We start from the raw sequence: 19078 nt of genomic DNA on the forward strand, positions 1-19078 counted from the left end.
AGGAGGGTAGACAGGAAGGTAGAGAGGAAGGTAGACAGGAAGGTCGAGAGGAAGGTAGAGCTGAAAATAAACTGGAAACGGCTCGTGCCTTATTACGGCATGGCGTAAGTTTGGACATTATTGTCACCAGTACCGGACTGAGCCGGGATAAAATTGAAGCGTTAAAGCATTAAGTTAATCTCCTTTTTCGCTGCAAAATGCCGATATTCAAGATCGGCATTTTTGTTCTTATTTATAGAGAGCAAAATGACACCTTAAGAGCATGGGGAACGCGATTAGGTGAGTTGCTTGCGGAAACAAAATCACGGTTTATAAAAAAACAAAAGTTATAATCTTATAATAAACCAATTATTGTCTTAATGAACAAATATCAATTTTAACTATTTATGAACTTCGTAGAAAATCGGTCAAATCGAATTACTAATAAATCTCATAATCAATAAGCAATCAAAAAAGTACCAATTACTGAACATAATTAATATTGATTTCAAATTTCAAACTATAATAGACGTATTATCTGTCGCCCTAAAGAAACAATCTAACTGCAAACATGATTTCATTTTATCTATTTATTACTACCGTAAAAAATCCATTTTATTAGCACTGCAATAAGACTATACCTAATAGATTTCGAGTTGCATCGCGGCGGCAAGTGAATGAATCCCCGGGAGCATAGATAACTATGTGACTGAGGTGAGTGAAAGCAGCCAACAAAGCAGCAGCTTGAAAGATGAAGGGTATATCTTTTTCTTCTCTAATCTGAAGAGATACTTTTCCTCTTATACCACTAAGATTATTTTCTCCTATAGCGATTTGTATAATCATACTTACCTATCGATTTTTTGATCATAAATTAATCGATGAAATAGAAAATAATTCTCCATTCATAATTTCCCTACCCCTAAAACCAAATAAAACAGCCCTAATACCTAAAATGGTTAGCCTCTGCCATACCAACTAATAATTACCCTTCATTATTAATTAATATTCCCTCTAAAGATTCATTACTTATAATCGTGCCGCTTTATTAAAAACGACCTAAACAGTTACCGGACAAATTTTATCAGTATGAATAATAACCTCTACGTCAGGTTGTTGCGGTAGCTATACCCATAGATCAATGCAAATAAAAACAAGGTGATAGCTGCTTTCTTGTTTTTTAAATATCAATAACTCACGAAGGAAAACATTATGGCTACAACTCCAGAACAAATCGCTGTTGAATATCCGATCCCTACTTATCGGTTTGTCGTCTCAATCGGTGATGAGCAGATCCCTTTTAACAGCGTTTCAGGACTCGATATTTCTCATGACGTCATTGAATATAAAGACGGCACCGGTAATTATTACAAAATGCCCGGTCAACGTCAGGCGATTAATATTACCCTGCGCAAAGGGGTATTTGCCGGCGATACTAAACTTTTCGATTGGCTTAATTCCATCCAACTGAATAAAGTTGAGAAAAAAGATATTTCAATCAGCCTGACCAATGAAGCCGGCACTGAAATTTTAATGACCTGGAGTGTGGCAAATGCCTTCCCAACCTCATTAACCTCCCCTTCTTTTGATGCCGCCAGCAATGAAGTCGCTGTTCAGGAAATTTCCCTGACCGCAGATCGGGTAACTATTCAAGCGGCTTAAGACTCATTTATAAAGCTGTTTTACTCAGAATATCGCACAATAATTGGAGGCAATATGCCAACAGAATTAAAATATCCCGGCGTCTATATTGAAGAGGATGCATCACCAGCCCTCTCTGTCCGCGCCGGCGCAACAGCAGTGCCTGTCTTTGCCGTTGCACAGGATAATTCATTAATATCCGATGATAATCCCTATATTCGTATTAGTAGCTGGTTGGATTATCTGTCGCTCAAAGGCGGTCAATTTACTCCCACCGATAAGCTTGATGTCGCACTGCGCGCTTATTTTATTAACGGCGGCGGTTATGGTTATCTCGTTAAAACCGATGCGTTAGAACAACAAGTGCCAAAACTCGACGATGTCACCTTACTGGTTGCTGCCGGAGAAGATATCAATGAGGTTACGGGAAAACTTTGTAAACCGGGCAAAGGTTTATTTGCTATTTTTGATGGTCCAATCGCTCAAATCACTTCAGAGCAAAAACCCGATGATGTGCTCAAATCTTATACCGCCACAGCCTATGGCGCCGTTTATTACCCTTGGCTGACCGCCGAATGGGGAGACAATAAAGCCATCATTGATATTCCACCCAGTGCAGTAATGGCCGGTATTTATGCCAGCGTCGATAACAATCGAGGTGTCTGGCAAGCACCCGCTAATGTGGCTATTCAAGGCGGATTACAACCTAAATATCCGGTGACTGACGACCTGCAAGGGAAATATAACCAAGGCAAGGCGCTGAATATGATCCGTACCTTTCCTAAGAGCGGCACACTGGTCTGGGGAGCTCGTACACTTGAGGATAGCGATAACTGGCGTTATATCCCGGTTCGCCGCCTGTTTAACAGTGCAGAGCAAAATATTAAAAATGCCATGAGATCTATGGTGTTTGAACCCAACAGCCAACCAACCTGGAAAACCGTCCACCGCGCTATCGATAACTATCTCTATGCCCTCTGGCAACAAGGCGGACTGATGGGTAATAAAGCCGAACAGGCTTACTTCGTGCAGATCGGTAAAGGCGCCACCATGACCGATGACGATATCAATCAGGGCAAAATGATTGTCAAAGTGGGTCTGGCAGCAGTTCGTCCCGCCGAGTTCATTATCTTGCAATTCACGCAAAACATTGCTCAATAATTGGAGGCAGCATGCCAACAACACCAACTTATCCTGGCGTCTATATTGAAGAAGATGCATCACTGGCGCTTTCCGTCAGTCAAGGGAACACGGCAATCCCGGTTTTTATTGGCCGTTTCTTAACTAAAAAAACCAGTACAACGCCACAAGTCACTCGCATTAGTAGCTGGTTGGATTTCGCTAACTTGTTTCATCTAGGTTGTGTGACGTCAATTGCCATCACATCAACTGCTCCGACTCCTCCTGAAAAACCTAAAACCGACGACGGCGATACCTCCGTCAAAGACGATAACGGAGTCAAGAACGATACAAAAACGGAAACAACAGTTGTTGCCGATGCAAAAGCCGCGACTCTCAGTGCCGATGAAGAAACTCCCGGTTACAGTTACCAGGTAGTGGTCGATACCTACACAACGGGCAGCGATGCGTTAAAACTTTATTTCCAAAATGGCGGCGGACCTTGTTATATCCTGCCAATTACCGATACCCAAGCGGCTACTCTGGCATTAATCCCTGAGTTAATTAAGCAGGCGTTAGAAATCACCTTAATCGTCTGTCCTGAACAAGATTCCAATTATCAGAGCAAGATATATAACAGCCTGACACCGGCATTATTGAATGAGGGTTATTTCCTTATCGCTGATAATCAGGACAAAGCATCCGCCATCAGCGTTAACATGCCGTCACAAACCGCAACGTATTATCCTGCGGTGAAAGTCTCACAGCTTATGCAAACGGCAGAGAGCCTCGTCGCTGTTTCAGGTTATCGGGATGCAGATACAACATCAGACACCATCAAAAATCTGGTACAACTCAAAGAGAAAAACCTTGATGTCTATCAGCAAGCCGTCGCGGCAATACAGAATATAAGCAGGACGATTCCCACCAGTGCAGTTATGGCGGGAGTCTATTGCGCCACCGATGCCAGCCGTGGCGTCTGGAAAGCGCCCGCTAACGTGGTGCTGAGCGGAATTAGTGATGTGGCGGAACGGCTCAGCGAAGATGAGCAAGGCGCCATGAATCAAAACGGGATCAATGCTATCCGTTATTTCAGCAACAAAGGTTTTGTCGTCTGGGGCGCACGTACCCTGCAAGATGATGACAACTGGCGCTACATTCCGGTTCGACGTTTATTTAATGCGGCAGAACGGGATATCAAGCAGGCCATGCGATTTGCCGTCTTTGAACCCAATAGCCAACCTACCTGGGAACGGGTCCGGTCAGCCATTGATAACTATCTTCATCAACTCTGGCAACAAGGTGCGCTGGCCGGTAATAGCCCACAAGAAGCCTATTTTGTGCAAATCGGTCAAGGTCTCACGATGTCCGACGACGATATTAAGCAAGGCAAAATGGTGGTCAAGGTTGGGATGGCGGCGGTGCGTCCGGCTGAATTTATTATCCTGCAATTTTCGCAAAATGTAACACAGTAACCGTACTGAGGCGCGGTTCGCCGCGCCTGTTCTATTGAGGAAACGAGAATGGAAATAACACAGCCGGGCGTCACCATCACGGAGAATCTGATATCCCAGAAACAAAATGAGGCATTTGTCGGTATACCGGTTTTTATCGGCTATACCCAACCTGCTGAAAATAGCCATGCCAATGATAAAACCGCCATCAAGCTCAATAGCCTGGCAGATTTTACCCTGTCATTTAAAAAGACAGGATTAATCTACTATTCCGTGCGTCACTTTTTTGACAACGGCGGTCAGCAAGCCTACGTATTATCGCTAGGGTCTGATGAACCACGAGACGATTTTCAATCACTGACCAACACCCTACAGCAAGATTGGATTAAACAAGCGATCTCCGCACAGAATGCTATCACGCTGATTGTGGTCCCCGATATTGTCTATCTGAATCAGATGAACAATCCCGACTCGGAAATCGATCAACACGATAAGGTTCAATTCTGGCTACAGTTTTGGCAATCCGCGCTTAACCTTTGCCAGTGCCGACGCGGTATCATGGGATTGCTGGATGCCCCCGACGATCCCGCACTGGCCGCTGAATGTTTAACGCAGTTCTCTTCCAATGATCGGCAATGGGGAGCGGTATATTGGCCAAGAGTGAACAGCGCCTATCAGGAACAAAATCAGCCTGTTGTCCTTTCGCCGACTGCGGCGGCGGCGGCCGTCATCCAACGTAACGATAACCAAATGGCTGTCTGGCATGCGCCCGCCAACGTCGCGCTAACCAAAGTGATCAGCCCAATACGCTCTCACATCGAAGCCGATGCCCTGTTTAATCAGGATGGCGCCTCGTTGAATCTGGTTCGCAGCTTCCCCGGCAAAGGGACAAGGATCTGGGGATGCCGCACGCTGGATAACACCCCCGGCTCTCCTTGGCGCTATATCCAGTCTCGCCGTCTGGTTTCTTATATCGAAGCCCATATGACTCAACTGGGCCGGGCCTTTGTGTTTGAACCTAATAACGCCATCACCTGGATGAAGTTTAAAGGTCAGGCTTACAACTGGCTGCATCAGTTATGGCTAAACGGCGGACTGCGCGGTACGCAGGAAGATCAAGCCTTTGAGGTGTTACTGGGAGTTGATGAATCAATGAGCGAAGCGGATCTGCGGGCCGGGAAAATGATCATGAAGATCAGGCTGGCGCTGTTAATTCCGGCGGAATTTATTGAGCTGAGTCTGACATTTGATACCCGCACCGGGATCACCCATTAAACAGGGGCAAAATATGAACAACTTATACACCCCATCAGTGTCACACCGTTTTATCGCCAGTTTTCTATTCAACAATATCCCTAGCCCACTCGACATAGCCTTTCAACGGATATCGGGCCTCAGCCGCGAACTGCAAACAAGCCAACACAGCCAGGGCGGAGAAAATGCCAGAAATGTTTGGCTAGCCGAGAAGATCCAGCACGGTAGCTTGGTACTGGAACGCGGTGTTATGACCGTCACGCCGCTGACTTGGGTATTTGATCGCGTCCTGCGCGGCGAGAAAGCGGTTTATGCCGATGTGGTCATCATGCTACTGAATGAAAACACCTTACCCGTGGCAAGCTGGACGCTAAGTAACGCGCTGCCGGTTCGCTGGTCCACCGGCGACCTTGATGCCAATAGCAATACGGTTTTGGTTAATGCGCTGGAATTACGTTATCAGGATATGCGCTGGTTAGGAGTGAAAGCATGACTGTTGAAATTAAAGAGCTGATTATTCAGGCCAAAGTCACCGATTCGGCGAGTCATCCGGTCGCTCCGCCAACATTAGCGCAGGAAGCGCTGGATAACGCCCGCCTGATTGAGAAGGTGAAACAAGAAGTATTAGACGCATTGCGTGAAGCCGGAGGTTATTATGAGCTTAATTGAACGCAGCCTATCCAAACTCACCCTCACTGCTTTCAAAGACCGCGAGGGGAAAATCTCCGTAGGCAGTTTACAGGCGATGTATAACCCTGATGCCATCCAACTCGATTATCAAACCCGTTATCAGCAGGATGAAAGCATTAACAGCGCCAGCCAAAGCAGCCGCTATGTATTATCCCAACCGGCGGGTCTGTCATTAGTCCTGTTATTTGATGCCGCCATGCCCGGCAACAACACCCCGGTAGAAACTCAACTGGCAACGCTAAAAGCCTTGTGTGCCGTGGATGCCAGCACTAACGTCCCCCACTTTCTTAAAATCAAATGGGGCAAAATGCGTTGGGAAAACAAAGGCTATTTTGCCTGTCGCGCCAGTGGTCTCAGCATTCATTACACCCTGTTTGATCGGGACGCCACACCGTTGCGGGCCAGCGCGACCTTATCTCTGGTGGCAGATGAAAGTTTTGTCATTCAAGCTACCGAGCAGCAATTAAAATCACCACCCGTTACCGCAGTGAATATAACCGATATGCTCTCTCTGCCCTTGATCGCCCTCGGCGCCGGCGCCTCTCTGGCGGGCGGTATCGATTATCTCTCTCTAGCCTGGCAAAACGATTTGGATAATCTTGATGATTTCGCGCCGGGGCAAACGCTGCAAGCACGGGGGGAAGCATGAAGATACCGACGATAATGCTCAAAATCGGCGGCAAAGCCCTCAGCCAATTTACGGTCATCAGTCTGACAGTTAACCATCACATCAATGGCATCCCCTCGGCTAATATCACGCTAGGGATCGCCGGCGATGCCAGTCATATCTTTGATGCCAAAGCGCAAGCTGAACTGGCAAGTTGCCGCCCCAATCATCAACTTATTGTGCAGATCGAAAAAACCGTGGTGTTTAAGGGGATCATCGTCCGACAGGCTGTGGGGCTTAAAGGTCAGGACAGCATCATTACGCTGACCGCCAAACATGCGTTGCAAAAATTAACTCACAACTTCCACTCGCAACTGTTCAATAAACAAAGTGATGAGGCGATTATCAAGAAATTGTTTAGCCAAGCGAGTATCCCTGTCACGATAAAACAGGCCCCGCAGCTTAAAACAGTGCATGAACAAATGGTACAGTTTCGCTGTAATGATTGGGCTTTTCTAAAAAACCGGCTGCTCGCGACTCATACTTGGTTATTGCCCGGCAACGATAGCGTGACGCTGGTCACCCCGGAATCACTGAATCGATCAACCGTACATACCCTCCACCAGCGAGCTAACCATCAGGATGCAGTGTTATTTGAAGCGAATCTGCAATGGGATAACCAACGCAGCCCCAAAACAGTGAGTGTACAATCTTGGGACGTCGCCCAACAAAAACTGTCTCCCGCCCATCAGGCAAAAAGCAGCAACCTCGGTCGTAATCAACTCGCCACAGACAACCTGACATCATTGACCAATCAACAATGGCAATGGGTTTTCAGCCATCCGCTGGACAACGAACAGGCTAAACAGCTTGCTCAAGGCATCCTGAATAACCGCCGAAGTCATAATGTTTCCGGCAATTTTGAAGTCGAAGGCGATAACCGTTATCAAGCCGGCGATGTGCTGGCGTTAAATGGTTTTGGTCAAGGGATGGATGGTCAGGCGATTATCACCGGTGTCAGTCAAACCATCCATCAACGGCAAGGCTGGCGTACTCGGCTAACTCTGGGGCTATTACCGGAAACAGAGCAAGTTGTACCGCAGGCGAAAGAGTTGCATGTGGGGATCGTAGAAAAATACCAGCGAGATAGCCAATCATTAGGCCGTATTCCGGTCAAAATACCGGCCTTAAACTTAACCAATGGCGCCCTTTTCGCCCGTCTGGGTAAACCTTACGCTAGCCATGAAAGCGGTTTTTGCTTTTACCCTGAACCGGGGGATGAAGTGATTATCGGCTTCTTTGAATGTGATCCCCGCTTCCCAGTGATATTAGGCTCGATGCACAACCCTAAAAACAAAGCGCCGTTAGAACCGAGTGAAAAAAATCCAGTGAAAACCTTAGTGATTAAACAAGGGGAAAACCAGCAGACATTATTATTTAATAATAAAGATAAAACGCTCGCATTAAATAGCGGAAAACATACCTTATCTCTGCAACAGGATAAAGATATCACGCTCCATTCGGCTAAAAACCTTATCACCAATGCTCAGGAAATTAAAATAGAGGCGGAAAAATCTCTATCTGCTTCTGGGAAATCCGGGGTGGATATTAAAGGTGCGAAAATTAACTTAACCCAATAATTAAGGTAATGAGATGACAAATACAGTATTAACCAACACAGTATTAGCCGATATTTATGGTCGGGGTTGGGGATTTCCGCCGCAATTTTCTATCAAAGATAATATTCATCCAGAAATAGCCACCGGCGTCACAATGGCAGAAGGAGCAGAAAATGTTCGCCAAAATATGAAAATTCTTTTTCTCACCGAACCCGGCGAACGAATTATGCGAGAGAATTATGGTTGCGGCCTGAATGATTATCTGTTTGCCAATATCCGTGACGAAATGATGGCCGAAATTCAAACTCGGATTGAAGAACGGGTATTACGTTATGAACCCCGCGCCGATATCAGCGAGATCCAAGTGGACCAAAGAAACGATGTGCCCAATACCCTGCATATTCAGGTCACTTACACCCTGAGAGGCAGCGAAATCGGCCAGCAAATTGAAGGCGCCCTTGAAGTTAATGAAGGTCGGGTACAGGTGAGCTTATGAGCAAACAACTGGTGGTTGACGGCGACAATTTACTGTTCGAGCCATTATTTGGCAACCGACAAGTCACCATTCTAGGGCCAGCAACCATCCGGGGCAGCGGACACGCCAAAATTCAGGGCAAAAAAATCGTCATGGTCAGTGATGAAAAAAAGGTGCAACTTCAAGCGCAATACATTACCCCAAGCCACCCGGTTCCCGGCATGGGGATGGTCACCATTGCTCAACTGGATGCCAGCCAACAGGCAAACTTTTGCCGCAGCCCTGCCACAGTGATTGTTGTCGGGCAACAATTTATCGCCCGTTTTACCCCGACACAGCCAGCCAATAATCCATCGAGCGGCCCGGATGTGACAGCGCCGAGTATGGGTAAAGGCCGGTTTATTGCCAGTCAATATGCCGTCACCGCCGGATAAATAATCTCTTCAACTCTATTTTAAATAACAACGATCTCCTGACAATCTATCAGGAATATATTCAATAACAGGTGGCAAAAATATGGGACAGGCCGAGTTAGAAAATAAACTCTCTGCTATTGTGCCGGATACTGAATTTAAACTTGATGAAAGAAGCACGCTAGATATTTTAAATTGGCTTAAAGCTTATGCTGAAGAAATCCCTTTCGATCAAGAGAAAAAACAGTTCTGGGATAGTTTCTACTTTATTCAAGCAAATAATCCTCAACAATTAGCCGATATTTACCAAAACGTGAATAAAGCGAATGGCCTTTTACCTGCCCATCAAGCTTTTGTTTTGGCTTTTTTAAAGTTATTAGAAACAACTAATCGATTATTAAATACCTTTCCGGCCCGGCACCGTAATCTTTATTACCGGGAATTATTGGGACTCAAACCCAAACAAGCACAAGCGGATAAAGTGGCGATAGGAATTACGCTTAATACTGACAGCACAGAATCGCTGATAGCTCAGGGTACGCTGTTTGATGCCGGGCAAGATAACGCTGGCACCCCGCTACAATATGCATCAGATACGGATTTACTGGCTAACCAAGGGGAATTAACCGACCTACGTTGGTATCGGAAAAAGGATAATGGTTGGTTATCGGCAATCCCCTTAAATCTTGCGGATAATATTGCATGGCCCGAAAACGGTATTCGACTTTTTAGCCCAACGCCCAATGACATTCCAGTTTTGTCTGGTTATCTGATCACTTCGCCTTTATTTGCCCTGTCGGCAGGAGAACGCACAATTAAAGCGACATTAGCTAGCGAATGGACGGGTAAATCTGAGCACATCACGGCTAATATCAGCGCAGAAAATCGCTGGCTTTCCTTATCGGTAAAACTTGTCAACAAAACAACGCTTGAACTCGGATTATCCGCCAGTGATGCATCGATCACGCCTCCTGATGCTCTGGATAATATGACGTTTGATATACCGGTATTAAAGCTAGGCGCCGCTCAAGGCCCTATTCTACCCAAGATTACCGGGATCGAAGTCAGTACTAATGGCAACCGCAGTGTGCTCTACGCCTCTGATGGCGGTATTGAACAAACGGACACCTCCAGCTTTCCTTTTGGTCAATCACCATCGTTAGGATCTGGTTTTAATCTAATTGCCCCAGAATGGTATGGCACTGAAAGCGCAACCGTGACGATTACCCCTCAATGGGTGGGATTGCCGCAACAAAACTTTTCAAAATGGTATGGAGGATATGAAACTAAACCCGACAATAGTGCCTTTAAAGTACAGGGTTACTTAATCACGCCCCAAAAGAGAGAAAAGCTTAATGAAGCGCAGTCATTATTCAATGGAAAAGAAGCACCACAAGGACAAAGCCTAAAATTCACCTTGCCGACAATGAATTACCCTGTTGCAGATAGTCCATCTCCCAATGAATGGCCGGCATCAATACGCATAGAATTGGACAAGCAGGATTTTATGCACACTCAATATTGGCAAAATCCCACCGATAAAAATGTCCCTTATACGCCGCAAATCAGTGCATTGCAGATTCAATTCAGCGCTAAAGCTAAAACCGGACAATTTTCCGTCTATCCCTTAACGCCTTTTGGCCGGGGCGAAGCAACAGCAGAAACGCCCGCATTAACCCATGAAGCATTTTATTTAGGCTTTACGGGCGTATCACCGGGACAAACCTTATCTCTCTATTGGCAATTGGCAGGCTTTAAAGCACTCGCGTTATCTTGGTCTTATCTCAATAAGAACAACACCTGGAGCAAATTAGACAAATTAGTTGACGACCAAACCCATAACCTGTTTGACCGGGGTATCTGGCGAACCTTATTGCCACAGGATGCGGCCAATCAGGCTGCCCTGATGCCAGCGGGACGCTATTGGCTGAAAGCAGAGATAATTCATCAAACCGATCCCCAAGATTACCCACACATTAAGGGTCTACTGTATAACGCCACCACGGCGACGTTAATCAACACAGAAGCCGTTGAGCAGGATCACTTTATCAATGGATTAGCCGCCGACACCATTAAACAAGCCGCCAACACGGTTGTTGCCATCAGCAACGTCACCCAACCTTGGGCCTCGTGGAACGGTCGCCCGCCAGAAACCGAGCAAGCCTTCCTGACACGACTCCCTGCCCGCTTATCTCACCGCAATCGGGTACTGAGTTGGGGCAACATTGTCACCTTATTAAAAGAGCAATTTATCAGCTTGTTTGATGTCAAATACCCGTCTGCCAGTGAATTAACCAAAATTCCGGCGCCGAAAACACAACAACTGATTGTGATCCCTGACAGCCGTTACAAAGATAACGATGATACATTGCGTCCAAAGTTAAACTCCGCTCGGTTGTCAGAGATGGTCGAATGGATCAAACAACTCAGCAGCCCTTGGGCAATCATTGAAATTAGCAATCCCACTTACGTTGACGTTAATGTGAACTACCAAGTGACCTTTATCGCGGGCGTTAACCCCGACTACGGCCATCACCAGCTACAGCAGGAATTAAGCCGCAAATATATGCCGTGGGGCGAAAATCCATCTATCGGCGTGACAACCGGTAATCGCATTGACTACTACCAGTTATTAGCCACGATCCAACAATCTCCTCTGGTAGCACGCGTCACCGACTTAAGCATCACCATCGCTAACCGAGTCACAGGCGCCGTGGGTGAAAGTATCGAGGCGGCCGACAATGAAGTGCTGATTTTAGTCTGGCCGGAGCAGCGCCCCTCAAACCAAGGAGTTAACCAATGAGTCATCAGGATGCCCTGTTTCCCATCGTCAAAGACGATATTACCTTCGATGCCTTACTCGCTCAGGCCAAAACGGTGATTGAACAACAATCCGGTCAATGCTGGAGCAATACCAATGAAAATGACCCCGGCATCACCTTATTGGAAGCCTGTTGTTATGGCGCCTCCGATCTGGCCTATCGCCACGCATTACCACTGAGAGATCTGCTTACGCCAAGACCGGAGGAACAGATACCCGGCGACGGTATTTTCCCGCAAGAGTTTGGCCCACAACAAACGCTGACCTGTGGCCCCATCACCGCAGAAGATTATCGCCGGGCTTTGCTAGACCTACATAGCAGTGACGCGATTAATGACACCAATGAAGGTTATTTTTTCTTTAATGATGTCCAATTAATTCGTGAACCTGAAAATCAACGCTATAAATATTGGTATAACAAACAGAAACGTGAATATACCTTTAATGATTTAGGCGCGGACGGCGAATTAGCACTAAGAGGCAATTACTGGCTCTATTTACTCCCAAGCCGGGAAATGCAAGCCGATAATAAACTGGCTCAGGAAAAGCTTAACGCTTTCCTAAAAAATAACCGCAATCTGGGGGAATACGTCAATCGCATTATCTGGCTGCAACCCACTGATCTCCCTTTGCAGATTGAAATTGAACTTAAAGATAACGTTATCGATATTCCTGATATCTTCGCCCAAGTTTATATGACGGCGGAACAGATGGTGCTGGCAAAACCCGAACGTTATACCACTCAGGCCATGAAAGATCAGGGTTACCACCATGAAGAGATATTTTCCGGCCCTTATTTACGTCATGGTTGGATGCCGACATTACCTCAAGTTAAAGATTACACCGGTGCTACCGTATTAAATCTCAGTCATTTGGTTAATCGGCTACTGGCTATTCCCGGAATACAGAGTATTACCCGGCTGGCATTAGCTAATCACGATAATACCATTACGCCACTGTCAGATGATAATTGGTCCTGGAAAATCGCCCAAGGATATTATCCCAGACTATGGGGTAACGACCCCTTAGCATTAATTACCTCAGCAAACAGCCCTCTTATTATCACCGCCAAAGGGGGCGTTAAAATTGGCGTTTCCAAACAACAGGTGGAAGAAAAAATAATTGCAGCACCGCTGATTGATACGCAACCGGAATTACTGCATTGGGGTAAACATCGTAAAATCCTGAATTACTATCCGGTGAGTAATAAATTACCGGCTTGCTATGGATTGCAGACCAACAAACCAACTCCACAACAAGTGCAGTTACACCAATTTATGCTGCCGTTTGAGCAAATATTGGCTAACGGCTGTGCCGAACTGGCCCTGTTACCAAAATTACTGGCCTTTAAACAACGAGGGGAAACGGTACATGGCGTGCAATGGCCTTTTAAAACCGATACCATCGGTAACAATGTTCATCAACAGATCATCCCTGACTTAACCGCAAAGCTAAACCGTGATTCACAAATCTATATTAATGACAAAATTCAGAGCGCAAACTATATAAAGGAAGTGACAATTCTGGATCATCTGTTGGGCTATTTTGGCGCTCAACTTGCCGCCAGACCACTCACCCTTGATTTTCAGGATTTTCTGGACACCCAACGTGGTTATCTGGCTCAACAACCCGAATTGACCTATCAACGTAATAATATTCGGATTGATAAAGTGTCCGCATTGCAAAAACGGATTGCTGCCCGATTAGGTTTGGGCGGGGAATGTTTCAGTGATACGCCTGATCTGGCTAATCTGCCTTTCTATTTAATTGAACATCGCCAGTTATTACCGGAAAAACCCGATACCCAATTCAATACCGAGCAAAAGCCCGATTCTCTGGCGATTGAAGATGATCAGTTAAAAATTACCCAGCAAGGTACCGCAAGCCGCTTATTACAAGGCCAAGTAATTAATCTGATTATCATTGAAGATGATAGAGAATTTATATTGCGGGGCCAGATGATCACCGAGGTGACAGGAGATACTTTCTCTCTTAGCTCGCGCAACAGCACGGGTTTGGAGCACAATTTGCACCGGGTGCAACAGGCATTTGATGATGGTAAGTTGCGTTGGCAAAACAGCCCGGTGTGGCTAGAAGATATGGATTATCAATTAGTTTATGCCAATGAGACGTATAAAAACGCAACAGAAGATGAACGTTGGATTACCTCCAGCGCCCAAAGCCCTTTTCCTGCAATGATCGAAGTCAATGACGAAATCACGCTGAAATATGTCATTACCCCATCTAAACCATCGCAAAAAATATTAGCGCGTACTGAACCGCGATCTGAATATGAACTCAAAGCCCGCGTCATTAAATTTGATCGCATTCAAGGCAAGATATTAATTAAATGCAACGAAAACTCACCAAATAAAGACTTTCCGGCCGAGACCGAAGCATGGCGTTATCGCTGGTACTTCTCCAGCGAAAAATACGCCTTGGCCGATCGCTTCTCATTTGTGGTTAGCGTGGTAGTGGATCACCAATTAATTGCAAGTAACAGAGTTGACCCTTATAAACTGGAAGCTTGGGTGAAAACGGAGATACTCGCTGAATTTCCCGCGCACATTTCGATGATTATTCACTGGTTATCACCGGAACATTTTGAAGATTTTGCTAATACCTACAAACGCTGGCAAAACAATGATGCGCCATTAGGAGATGAGGCATACCATATTTTAGAAACCTTAACCTTAGGGCGCCTGCCTTCTGCTGCAACGGGTATTGGTAGTATGCGAATTGCTACTGAACAACAACGTATTGACGTAATTGGCGAGTCTGGGGATAAATGGAACGAAGAAGTCATAAAAGGTGATCAATTATTATATGTTCCTTATACTAAGAAGGTAGTATGGGTAAATATCGATCTTAATAAAGAGAATAATAAAGAAACCACTGTTTCAGAGTTTCTGTATCAACCGGTAGATAATAAAGGCAAGCTGGTATTTTTAACCGATAACAGTCAAACAGGGCCTGAATATGCTGTACTGGAATCAGATAATGCATGGACTGATTACACTATCAAAGTGAAGAAAAACAAAAATGGTGTTATTACCGATGAAATATTACATATTAAAGGAAGGAAGAAAGTCGGGCTTAATTTAGCATGGAAAGCAATGAATTTATACGATCCTCCGGCAGGAAATAGCTGGTCATTCTATTATGGATTTGTATTAGGCGATAACCAAGATCTTTCCGGCGCATTATTTTATACCGAAGAGCCGCTTATTTTATCGCTAAATTATATATCTGACCCTAATGACCTTAAAGGAGAAACCCGGACAAAATTCGGCTTTAATTTTACTTATGATGGAAACAAAGCCTAAAAATATAAAATAAATATCCTATTTATTCATATATCAGAAATACTTCAAAAATCTCACTATTATTTGAATCTATACCCTATGGATTTCAAGATGCATCGCGACGGCAAGGGAGCGAATCCCCGGGAGCATAGAGAACTATGTGACCGGGGTGAGTGAGTGCAGCCAACAAAGAGGCAACTTGAAAGATGACGGGTATATCTCAATATAATAGCGCACACAATATAAGGTGATAAAAATGGAAAAGAAATACAACCTATATCTATATAACACAGAAGTTAATCTAGAAAGTGCTAATATTGAATCAACCGGGCCTACAGTCGGTGATTTGAAAAACCGTTTTAAAGAAGGCAGTATTCCATTACAGACCGATTATACCGACCTGATTAATATTGCTGATATTGGTCGCCGAGCCTGTGGTCAGGCGCCACAACAAAATGGACCGGGAAAAGGATTGACACTGGCAGATGACGGTACGCTTAATTTAAAACTGGGCACGCTTGCCAGCCAAGACTTTTCGCCATTAATAATCGAAAAAGATATTTTATCCGTAGACCTTGGCAGTGGACTGGTTAATAAGACCAATGGAATATGTGTTGGACAAGGCAATGGCATTGCTGTCAATAATGATAATGTGTCTGTCAAAGCTGCCAACGGTATTACCGTTAATGGTAGTGGTGTTGCAGTCAAAGCTAATAATGGCATCAATGTTGATAGTAACGGCGTCTCTGTAAAAGCCAAAGATAAAACAATTAACATCGAATCTACAGGGATATCTGTCAATCTTGGTTGGGGAATAAAAATAGGCGATGGGTTAGATGTTAAGGCCAGTAATGGTATTAACGTTGACAGTAATGGTGTTTCAGTTAAAGCCAATAATGGCATCAACGTTAACAACAATGGTGTTTCAGTTAAAGCCAATAATGGTATCAACGTTAATAACGACGGTGTTTCAGTTAAAGCCAATAATGGTATCAACGTTAATAGCAATGGTGTTTCAGTCAAATCCAATAATGGTATTAATGTTGATAGTAACGGCGTCTCCGTAAAAGCAAAAAATGCCACTATTAAAGTCGAGTCTACAGGAATATCGGTAGGAATTGGTTGGGGAGTAAAAGCAGGCGGTGAAGGGTTAGATGTTAAGGCTAGTAATGGTATTAATGTCGATAGTAATGGTGTTTCAGTAAAAGCTGGTAATGGCATAAAAGTAGATAATAACGGTGTCAGTATTGACTCCAGCAAAATACTCCCCAGAGGAATGATTGTGATGTTCTCTGGTAGTAGTGTTCCTACAGGATGGGCACTGTGTGATGGTAATAGTGGTACACCAAATTTAATCGATCGGTTTATTCTAGGAGGCAAGCTCTCCGATATTAATGGAAAGAGTAATGACAAAGCTTCAGGTAGTACCAATGCTAAAGAATTCAAAATAAATACGACAAATAAAAAACTAACAATCTCAATAAAAGGCACAAAACTTTCCCAGAAACAAATACCAGAACATAGACATATAGGGGGAATGGCTTACTATAATGGTACAGGCTCAAAATATGGCTCCTTTAGAATAAAAACAGAACAAAGCAAACAAATCGATAATAATCCTGATAAGCTTGATTTTATGAGCTCTACATTAGGAGGAAGAAGAAACCTTTTTTCTGGAAATGATATTAGTCCTTATTATCTTTACACATCTAACACAGGGAGCGGAGAAGAGCACACTCATGCGGTTGATGCAAGTGCTAATATTACTCCTCCTTATTACATTCTAGCCTTTATTATGAAGCTTTAATTTTATTTCATACTGGCAGATTAAAATCTGCTATTAACTATTAATCACAAAGGATATATTAGCATGACTTCGGAGCCAAATCTGTTAAATCGGATTACCATTACGATTGAGGCTAATGATCAACAGGTAGCTAAAAAAGTATTGCATGGCTCCCTGCTTAATCAAGCCAATATAAATAAATTACTCAACTCATACTTTGATGAATATAACATTCATCAAGATATCTCTTTAGAGACATTAACCCTCAATCTTGGTGAAATAGATTTTCATGACTTTAATTCACTGTTTCCTGCTCGCCTCAAAATGGAGCTAAATAAAGCATTCAGCCAATATCAGATAAACGATCATAAAGAAGAAATTCTACTGGAAAAATCAATATCCAGTCAATTTATCAATAATCCATCTTTGTCTGGTGATAATAATTTAATTAATGCAGAAAACTTTATTCACTCGTTATATCAACAAAATCCCCAATTAAATACACTGGAGGCAATAACCAATAATAAAGAGATTAATAAACTTATTCATCAATTAGCACAGATAGAGAGCCAATGGATATTGCTATTGGCAAAAAGCTGCCTATCTGAATACGGTATACAACGACTTTCGGCGATCAAACAACCTGCTTTATTGAATGCCATCAACCGCAGATTATCCACAAGAGTAAATAAACTACAACCTCAGGAGGAGTTTGTCTCCTCCGGGCAATTGATACTCAATGCACTGGAATATCTACAGCGGCATAATATTCAGGAAATACCTAAACCCAATGCAAAAATCATTTCACGTATTACAACTGAAATTAATAACGGCGTACTTAATGCCGCTCTTATTATTACGTTATTCCGAAAAACTGTGACTGAAAATAGCCGATTAAATAGTTGGCTGAAACAACTCTGGCAAATAGCCCCCATTGTAAAACTATGCAAAAAATATCTTTCAGCGCCAGAATACAAAAATCTGGCAGATTACTTTAGCCATAAAAATCCATTTTTTAACGAACCCTCTTTACAGCAAACGATTTCCATTGATTCAATATTCACTGAGATATTACAGGCATTAGTTACAAGACATCGGCAAGATTTACCACAATTAAATCAGCATCAGCTTTCATTAATCGCCACCGCTATTCAAAAAGGGAATGTTAAAACACACACTATCCTCGCTCTATTTCAACACGTTGCCTTATATAAGCGTGCAGATACGACTTGGTTAACCTCATTATGGCAATTAGCGCCTGTCTCACAACTCTGTAAACAACACCTATCAGTTGCAGAATACCAATATCTATCGCAACACTTTATGCCAGACCATGACAATAAAAGTGAATCCAGTAAAAAATCAACTATAACTTCTCAACCGATTTTATTACCAGAGCAAACTATTCCATATCAAGTCAGCAATGCGGGAATATTAACGCTATGGCCGATGCTGCCAGCACTGTTTAATCAACTTGGTTTCCTTGAGAAGCAAAAGTTTATCCATCGTCAAGCCCAATTCAGCGCCGTTAATTTCCTTGATGCTCTCATTTGGGGAACCGAAGAAACACCAGCCGAACGTAAGAGATTCAATAACGTGCTGTGTGGATTAACGGCTGATGAAAATAGTGAATCAATCTCTCTTGAACCAGAAAAACAATTAATAACCACACAATGGTTAGATACTGTTATTACTCAACTTCCCGGCTGGAAAAAATTAAGCCGCAATGATGTCCGACAACTATTTTTACAACGGCCGGGTGAATTGCTGATCAATGATCAAGAAATCAACATCTCCATCCAGCAACAACCCTTTGATGCATTACTGGCCGATTGGCCGTGGCCATTAAATATCGCCAAACTTCCCTGGCTGGATCACCCTTTATTAATCGACTGGCGAAAAATTTAACAGGTTT

Annotated in this window: 15 protein-coding genes; all 15 read left to right on the plus strand. The window is 43.9% G+C overall.

The window, feature by feature from the left end; genetic code table 11:
* Positions 1 to 173 (plus strand): Rpn/YhgA-type helix-turn-helix domain-containing protein (locus OO184_RS21185; RefSeq protein ID WP_512699429.1); only part of this gene is annotated, 173 nt, incomplete at its 5' end.
* A 1018-nt stretch (positions 174 to 1191) separates the two neighbouring features.
* Positions 1192 to 1641, plus strand: a complete 450-nt coding sequence (locus tag OO184_RS21190) for a contractile injection system inner tube protein (protein ID WP_265380884.1) — start codon at positions 1192 to 1194, stop codon at positions 1639 to 1641.
* A gap of 54 nt (positions 1642 to 1695) precedes the next feature.
* Positions 1696 to 2781, plus strand: a complete 1086-nt coding sequence (locus tag OO184_RS21195; RefSeq protein WP_265380885.1) for a phage tail sheath family protein — start codon at positions 1696 to 1698, stop codon at positions 2779 to 2781.
* An 11-nt stretch (positions 2782 to 2792) separates the two neighbouring features.
* The gene (locus tag OO184_RS21200; protein WP_265380886.1) at positions 2793 to 4214 is read left to right on the plus strand and encodes a phage tail sheath family protein; all 1422 of its coding nucleotides are present in this window, start codon (positions 2793 to 2795) and stop codon (positions 4212 to 4214) included.
* Positions 4215 to 4262: 48 nt separating this feature from the next.
* Positions 4263 to 5468: a phage tail sheath family protein gene (locus OO184_RS21205; protein WP_265380887.1), complete on the plus strand. Its 1206-nt coding sequence runs from the start codon at positions 4263 to 4265 to the stop codon at positions 5466 to 5468.
* A 13-nt stretch (positions 5469 to 5481) separates the two neighbouring features.
* On the plus strand, positions 5482 to 5940 hold the full coding sequence (locus tag OO184_RS21210) for a phage tail protein (RefSeq protein WP_088372201.1): 459 nt from the start codon (positions 5482 to 5484) through the stop codon (positions 5938 to 5940).
* Entirely contained in the window at positions 5937 to 6116 is a 180-nt protein-coding gene (locus tag OO184_RS21215; RefSeq protein ID WP_265380888.1) for a DUF5908 family protein, read from the plus strand. Before OO184_RS21210 ends, OO184_RS21215 begins: the two co-directional genes overlap by 4 nt.
* Positions 6103 to 6786 (plus strand): CIS tube protein, encoded by a 684-nt coding sequence (locus OO184_RS21220; protein WP_265380889.1) that lies wholly within the window; start codon positions 6103 to 6105, stop codon positions 6784 to 6786. Before OO184_RS21215 ends, OO184_RS21220 begins: the two co-directional genes overlap by 14 nt.
* Entirely contained in the window at positions 6783 to 8384 is a 1602-nt protein-coding gene (locus tag OO184_RS21225) for a phage baseplate assembly protein V (RefSeq protein ID WP_265380890.1), read from the plus strand. Before OO184_RS21220 ends, OO184_RS21225 begins: the two co-directional genes overlap by 4 nt.
* A gap of 13 nt (positions 8385 to 8397) precedes the next feature.
* A complete protein-coding gene (locus OO184_RS21230) occupies positions 8398 to 8859 on the plus strand; it encodes a GPW/gp25 family protein (RefSeq protein ID WP_265380891.1) in 462 nt (153 codons plus the stop codon).
* The gene (locus tag OO184_RS21235) at positions 8856 to 9272 is read left to right on the plus strand and encodes a contractile injection system spike tip protein (RefSeq protein WP_265380892.1); all 417 of its coding nucleotides are present in this window, start codon (positions 8856 to 8858) and stop codon (positions 9270 to 9272) included. The genes OO184_RS21230 and OO184_RS21235 overlap by 4 nt, the downstream gene beginning before the upstream one ends.
* Before the next feature lie 82 nt (positions 9273 to 9354).
* Entirely contained in the window at positions 9355 to 12054 is a 2700-nt protein-coding gene (locus tag OO184_RS21240; RefSeq protein WP_265380893.1) for a baseplate J/gp47 family protein, read from the plus strand.
* Positions 12051 to 15398, plus strand: coding sequence for a baseplate wedge protein (locus tag OO184_RS21245; RefSeq protein ID WP_265380894.1), 3348 nt, complete (start codon positions 12051 to 12053; stop codon positions 15396 to 15398). Before OO184_RS21240 ends, OO184_RS21245 begins: the two co-directional genes overlap by 4 nt.
* A gap of 235 nt (positions 15399 to 15633) precedes the next feature.
* Positions 15634 to 17184, plus strand: a complete 1551-nt coding sequence (locus OO184_RS21250; protein WP_265380895.1) for a tail fiber protein — start codon at positions 15634 to 15636, stop codon at positions 17182 to 17184.
* Positions 17185 to 17247: 63 nt separating this feature from the next.
* Positions 17248 to 19071, plus strand: coding sequence for a contractile injection system tape measure protein (locus OO184_RS21255; RefSeq protein WP_265380896.1), 1824 nt, complete (start codon positions 17248 to 17250; stop codon positions 19069 to 19071).
* Positions 19072 to 19078 lie beyond the last annotated feature (7 nt).

The organism is Photorhabdus aballayi (assembly GCF_026153155.1).
GTDB classification, from domain to species: Bacteria; Pseudomonadota; Gammaproteobacteria; order Enterobacterales; family Enterobacteriaceae; genus Photorhabdus; species Photorhabdus luminescens.

What these genes read in the sequence shown, in the direction of transcription:
- OO184_RS21200 (WP_265380886.1), top strand. Translation starts at nt 2,793, where the DNA reads ATGCCAACAACACCAACTTATCCTGGCGTCTATATTGAAGAAGATGCA.
- OO184_RS21250 (WP_265380895.1), top strand. Translation starts at nt 15,634, where the DNA reads ATGGAAAAGAAATACAACCTATATCTATATAACACAGAAGTTAATCTA.
- OO184_RS21235 (WP_265380892.1), top strand. Translation starts at nt 8,856, where the DNA reads ATGAGCAAACAACTGGTGGTTGACGGCGACAATTTACTGTTCGAGCCA.
- OO184_RS21205 (WP_265380887.1), top strand. Translation starts at nt 4,263, where the DNA reads ATGGAAATAACACAGCCGGGCGTCACCATCACGGAGAATCTGATATCC.
- OO184_RS21240 (WP_265380893.1), top strand. Translation starts at nt 9,355, where the DNA reads ATGGGACAGGCCGAGTTAGAAAATAAACTCTCTGCTATTGTGCCGGAT.
- OO184_RS21215 (WP_265380888.1), top strand. Translation starts at nt 5,937, where the DNA reads ATGACTGTTGAAATTAAAGAGCTGATTATTCAGGCCAAAGTCACCGAT.
- OO184_RS21225 (WP_265380890.1), top strand. Translation starts at nt 6,783, where the DNA reads ATGAAGATACCGACGATAATGCTCAAAATCGGCGGCAAAGCCCTCAGC.
- OO184_RS21195 (WP_265380885.1), top strand. Translation starts at nt 1,696, where the DNA reads ATGCCAACAGAATTAAAATATCCCGGCGTCTATATTGAAGAGGATGCA.
- OO184_RS21245 (WP_265380894.1), top strand. Translation starts at nt 12,051, where the DNA reads ATGAGTCATCAGGATGCCCTGTTTCCCATCGTCAAAGACGATATTACC.
- OO184_RS21255 (WP_265380896.1), top strand. Translation starts at nt 17,248, where the DNA reads ATGACTTCGGAGCCAAATCTGTTAAATCGGATTACCATTACGATTGAG.
- OO184_RS21230 (WP_265380891.1), top strand. Translation starts at nt 8,398, where the DNA reads ATGACAAATACAGTATTAACCAACACAGTATTAGCCGATATTTATGGT.
- OO184_RS21220 (WP_265380889.1), top strand. Translation starts at nt 6,103, where the DNA reads ATGAGCTTAATTGAACGCAGCCTATCCAAACTCACCCTCACTGCTTTC.
- OO184_RS21190 (WP_265380884.1), top strand. Translation starts at nt 1,192, where the DNA reads ATGGCTACAACTCCAGAACAAATCGCTGTTGAATATCCGATCCCTACT.
- OO184_RS21210 (WP_088372201.1), top strand. Translation starts at nt 5,482, where the DNA reads ATGAACAACTTATACACCCCATCAGTGTCACACCGTTTTATCGCCAGT.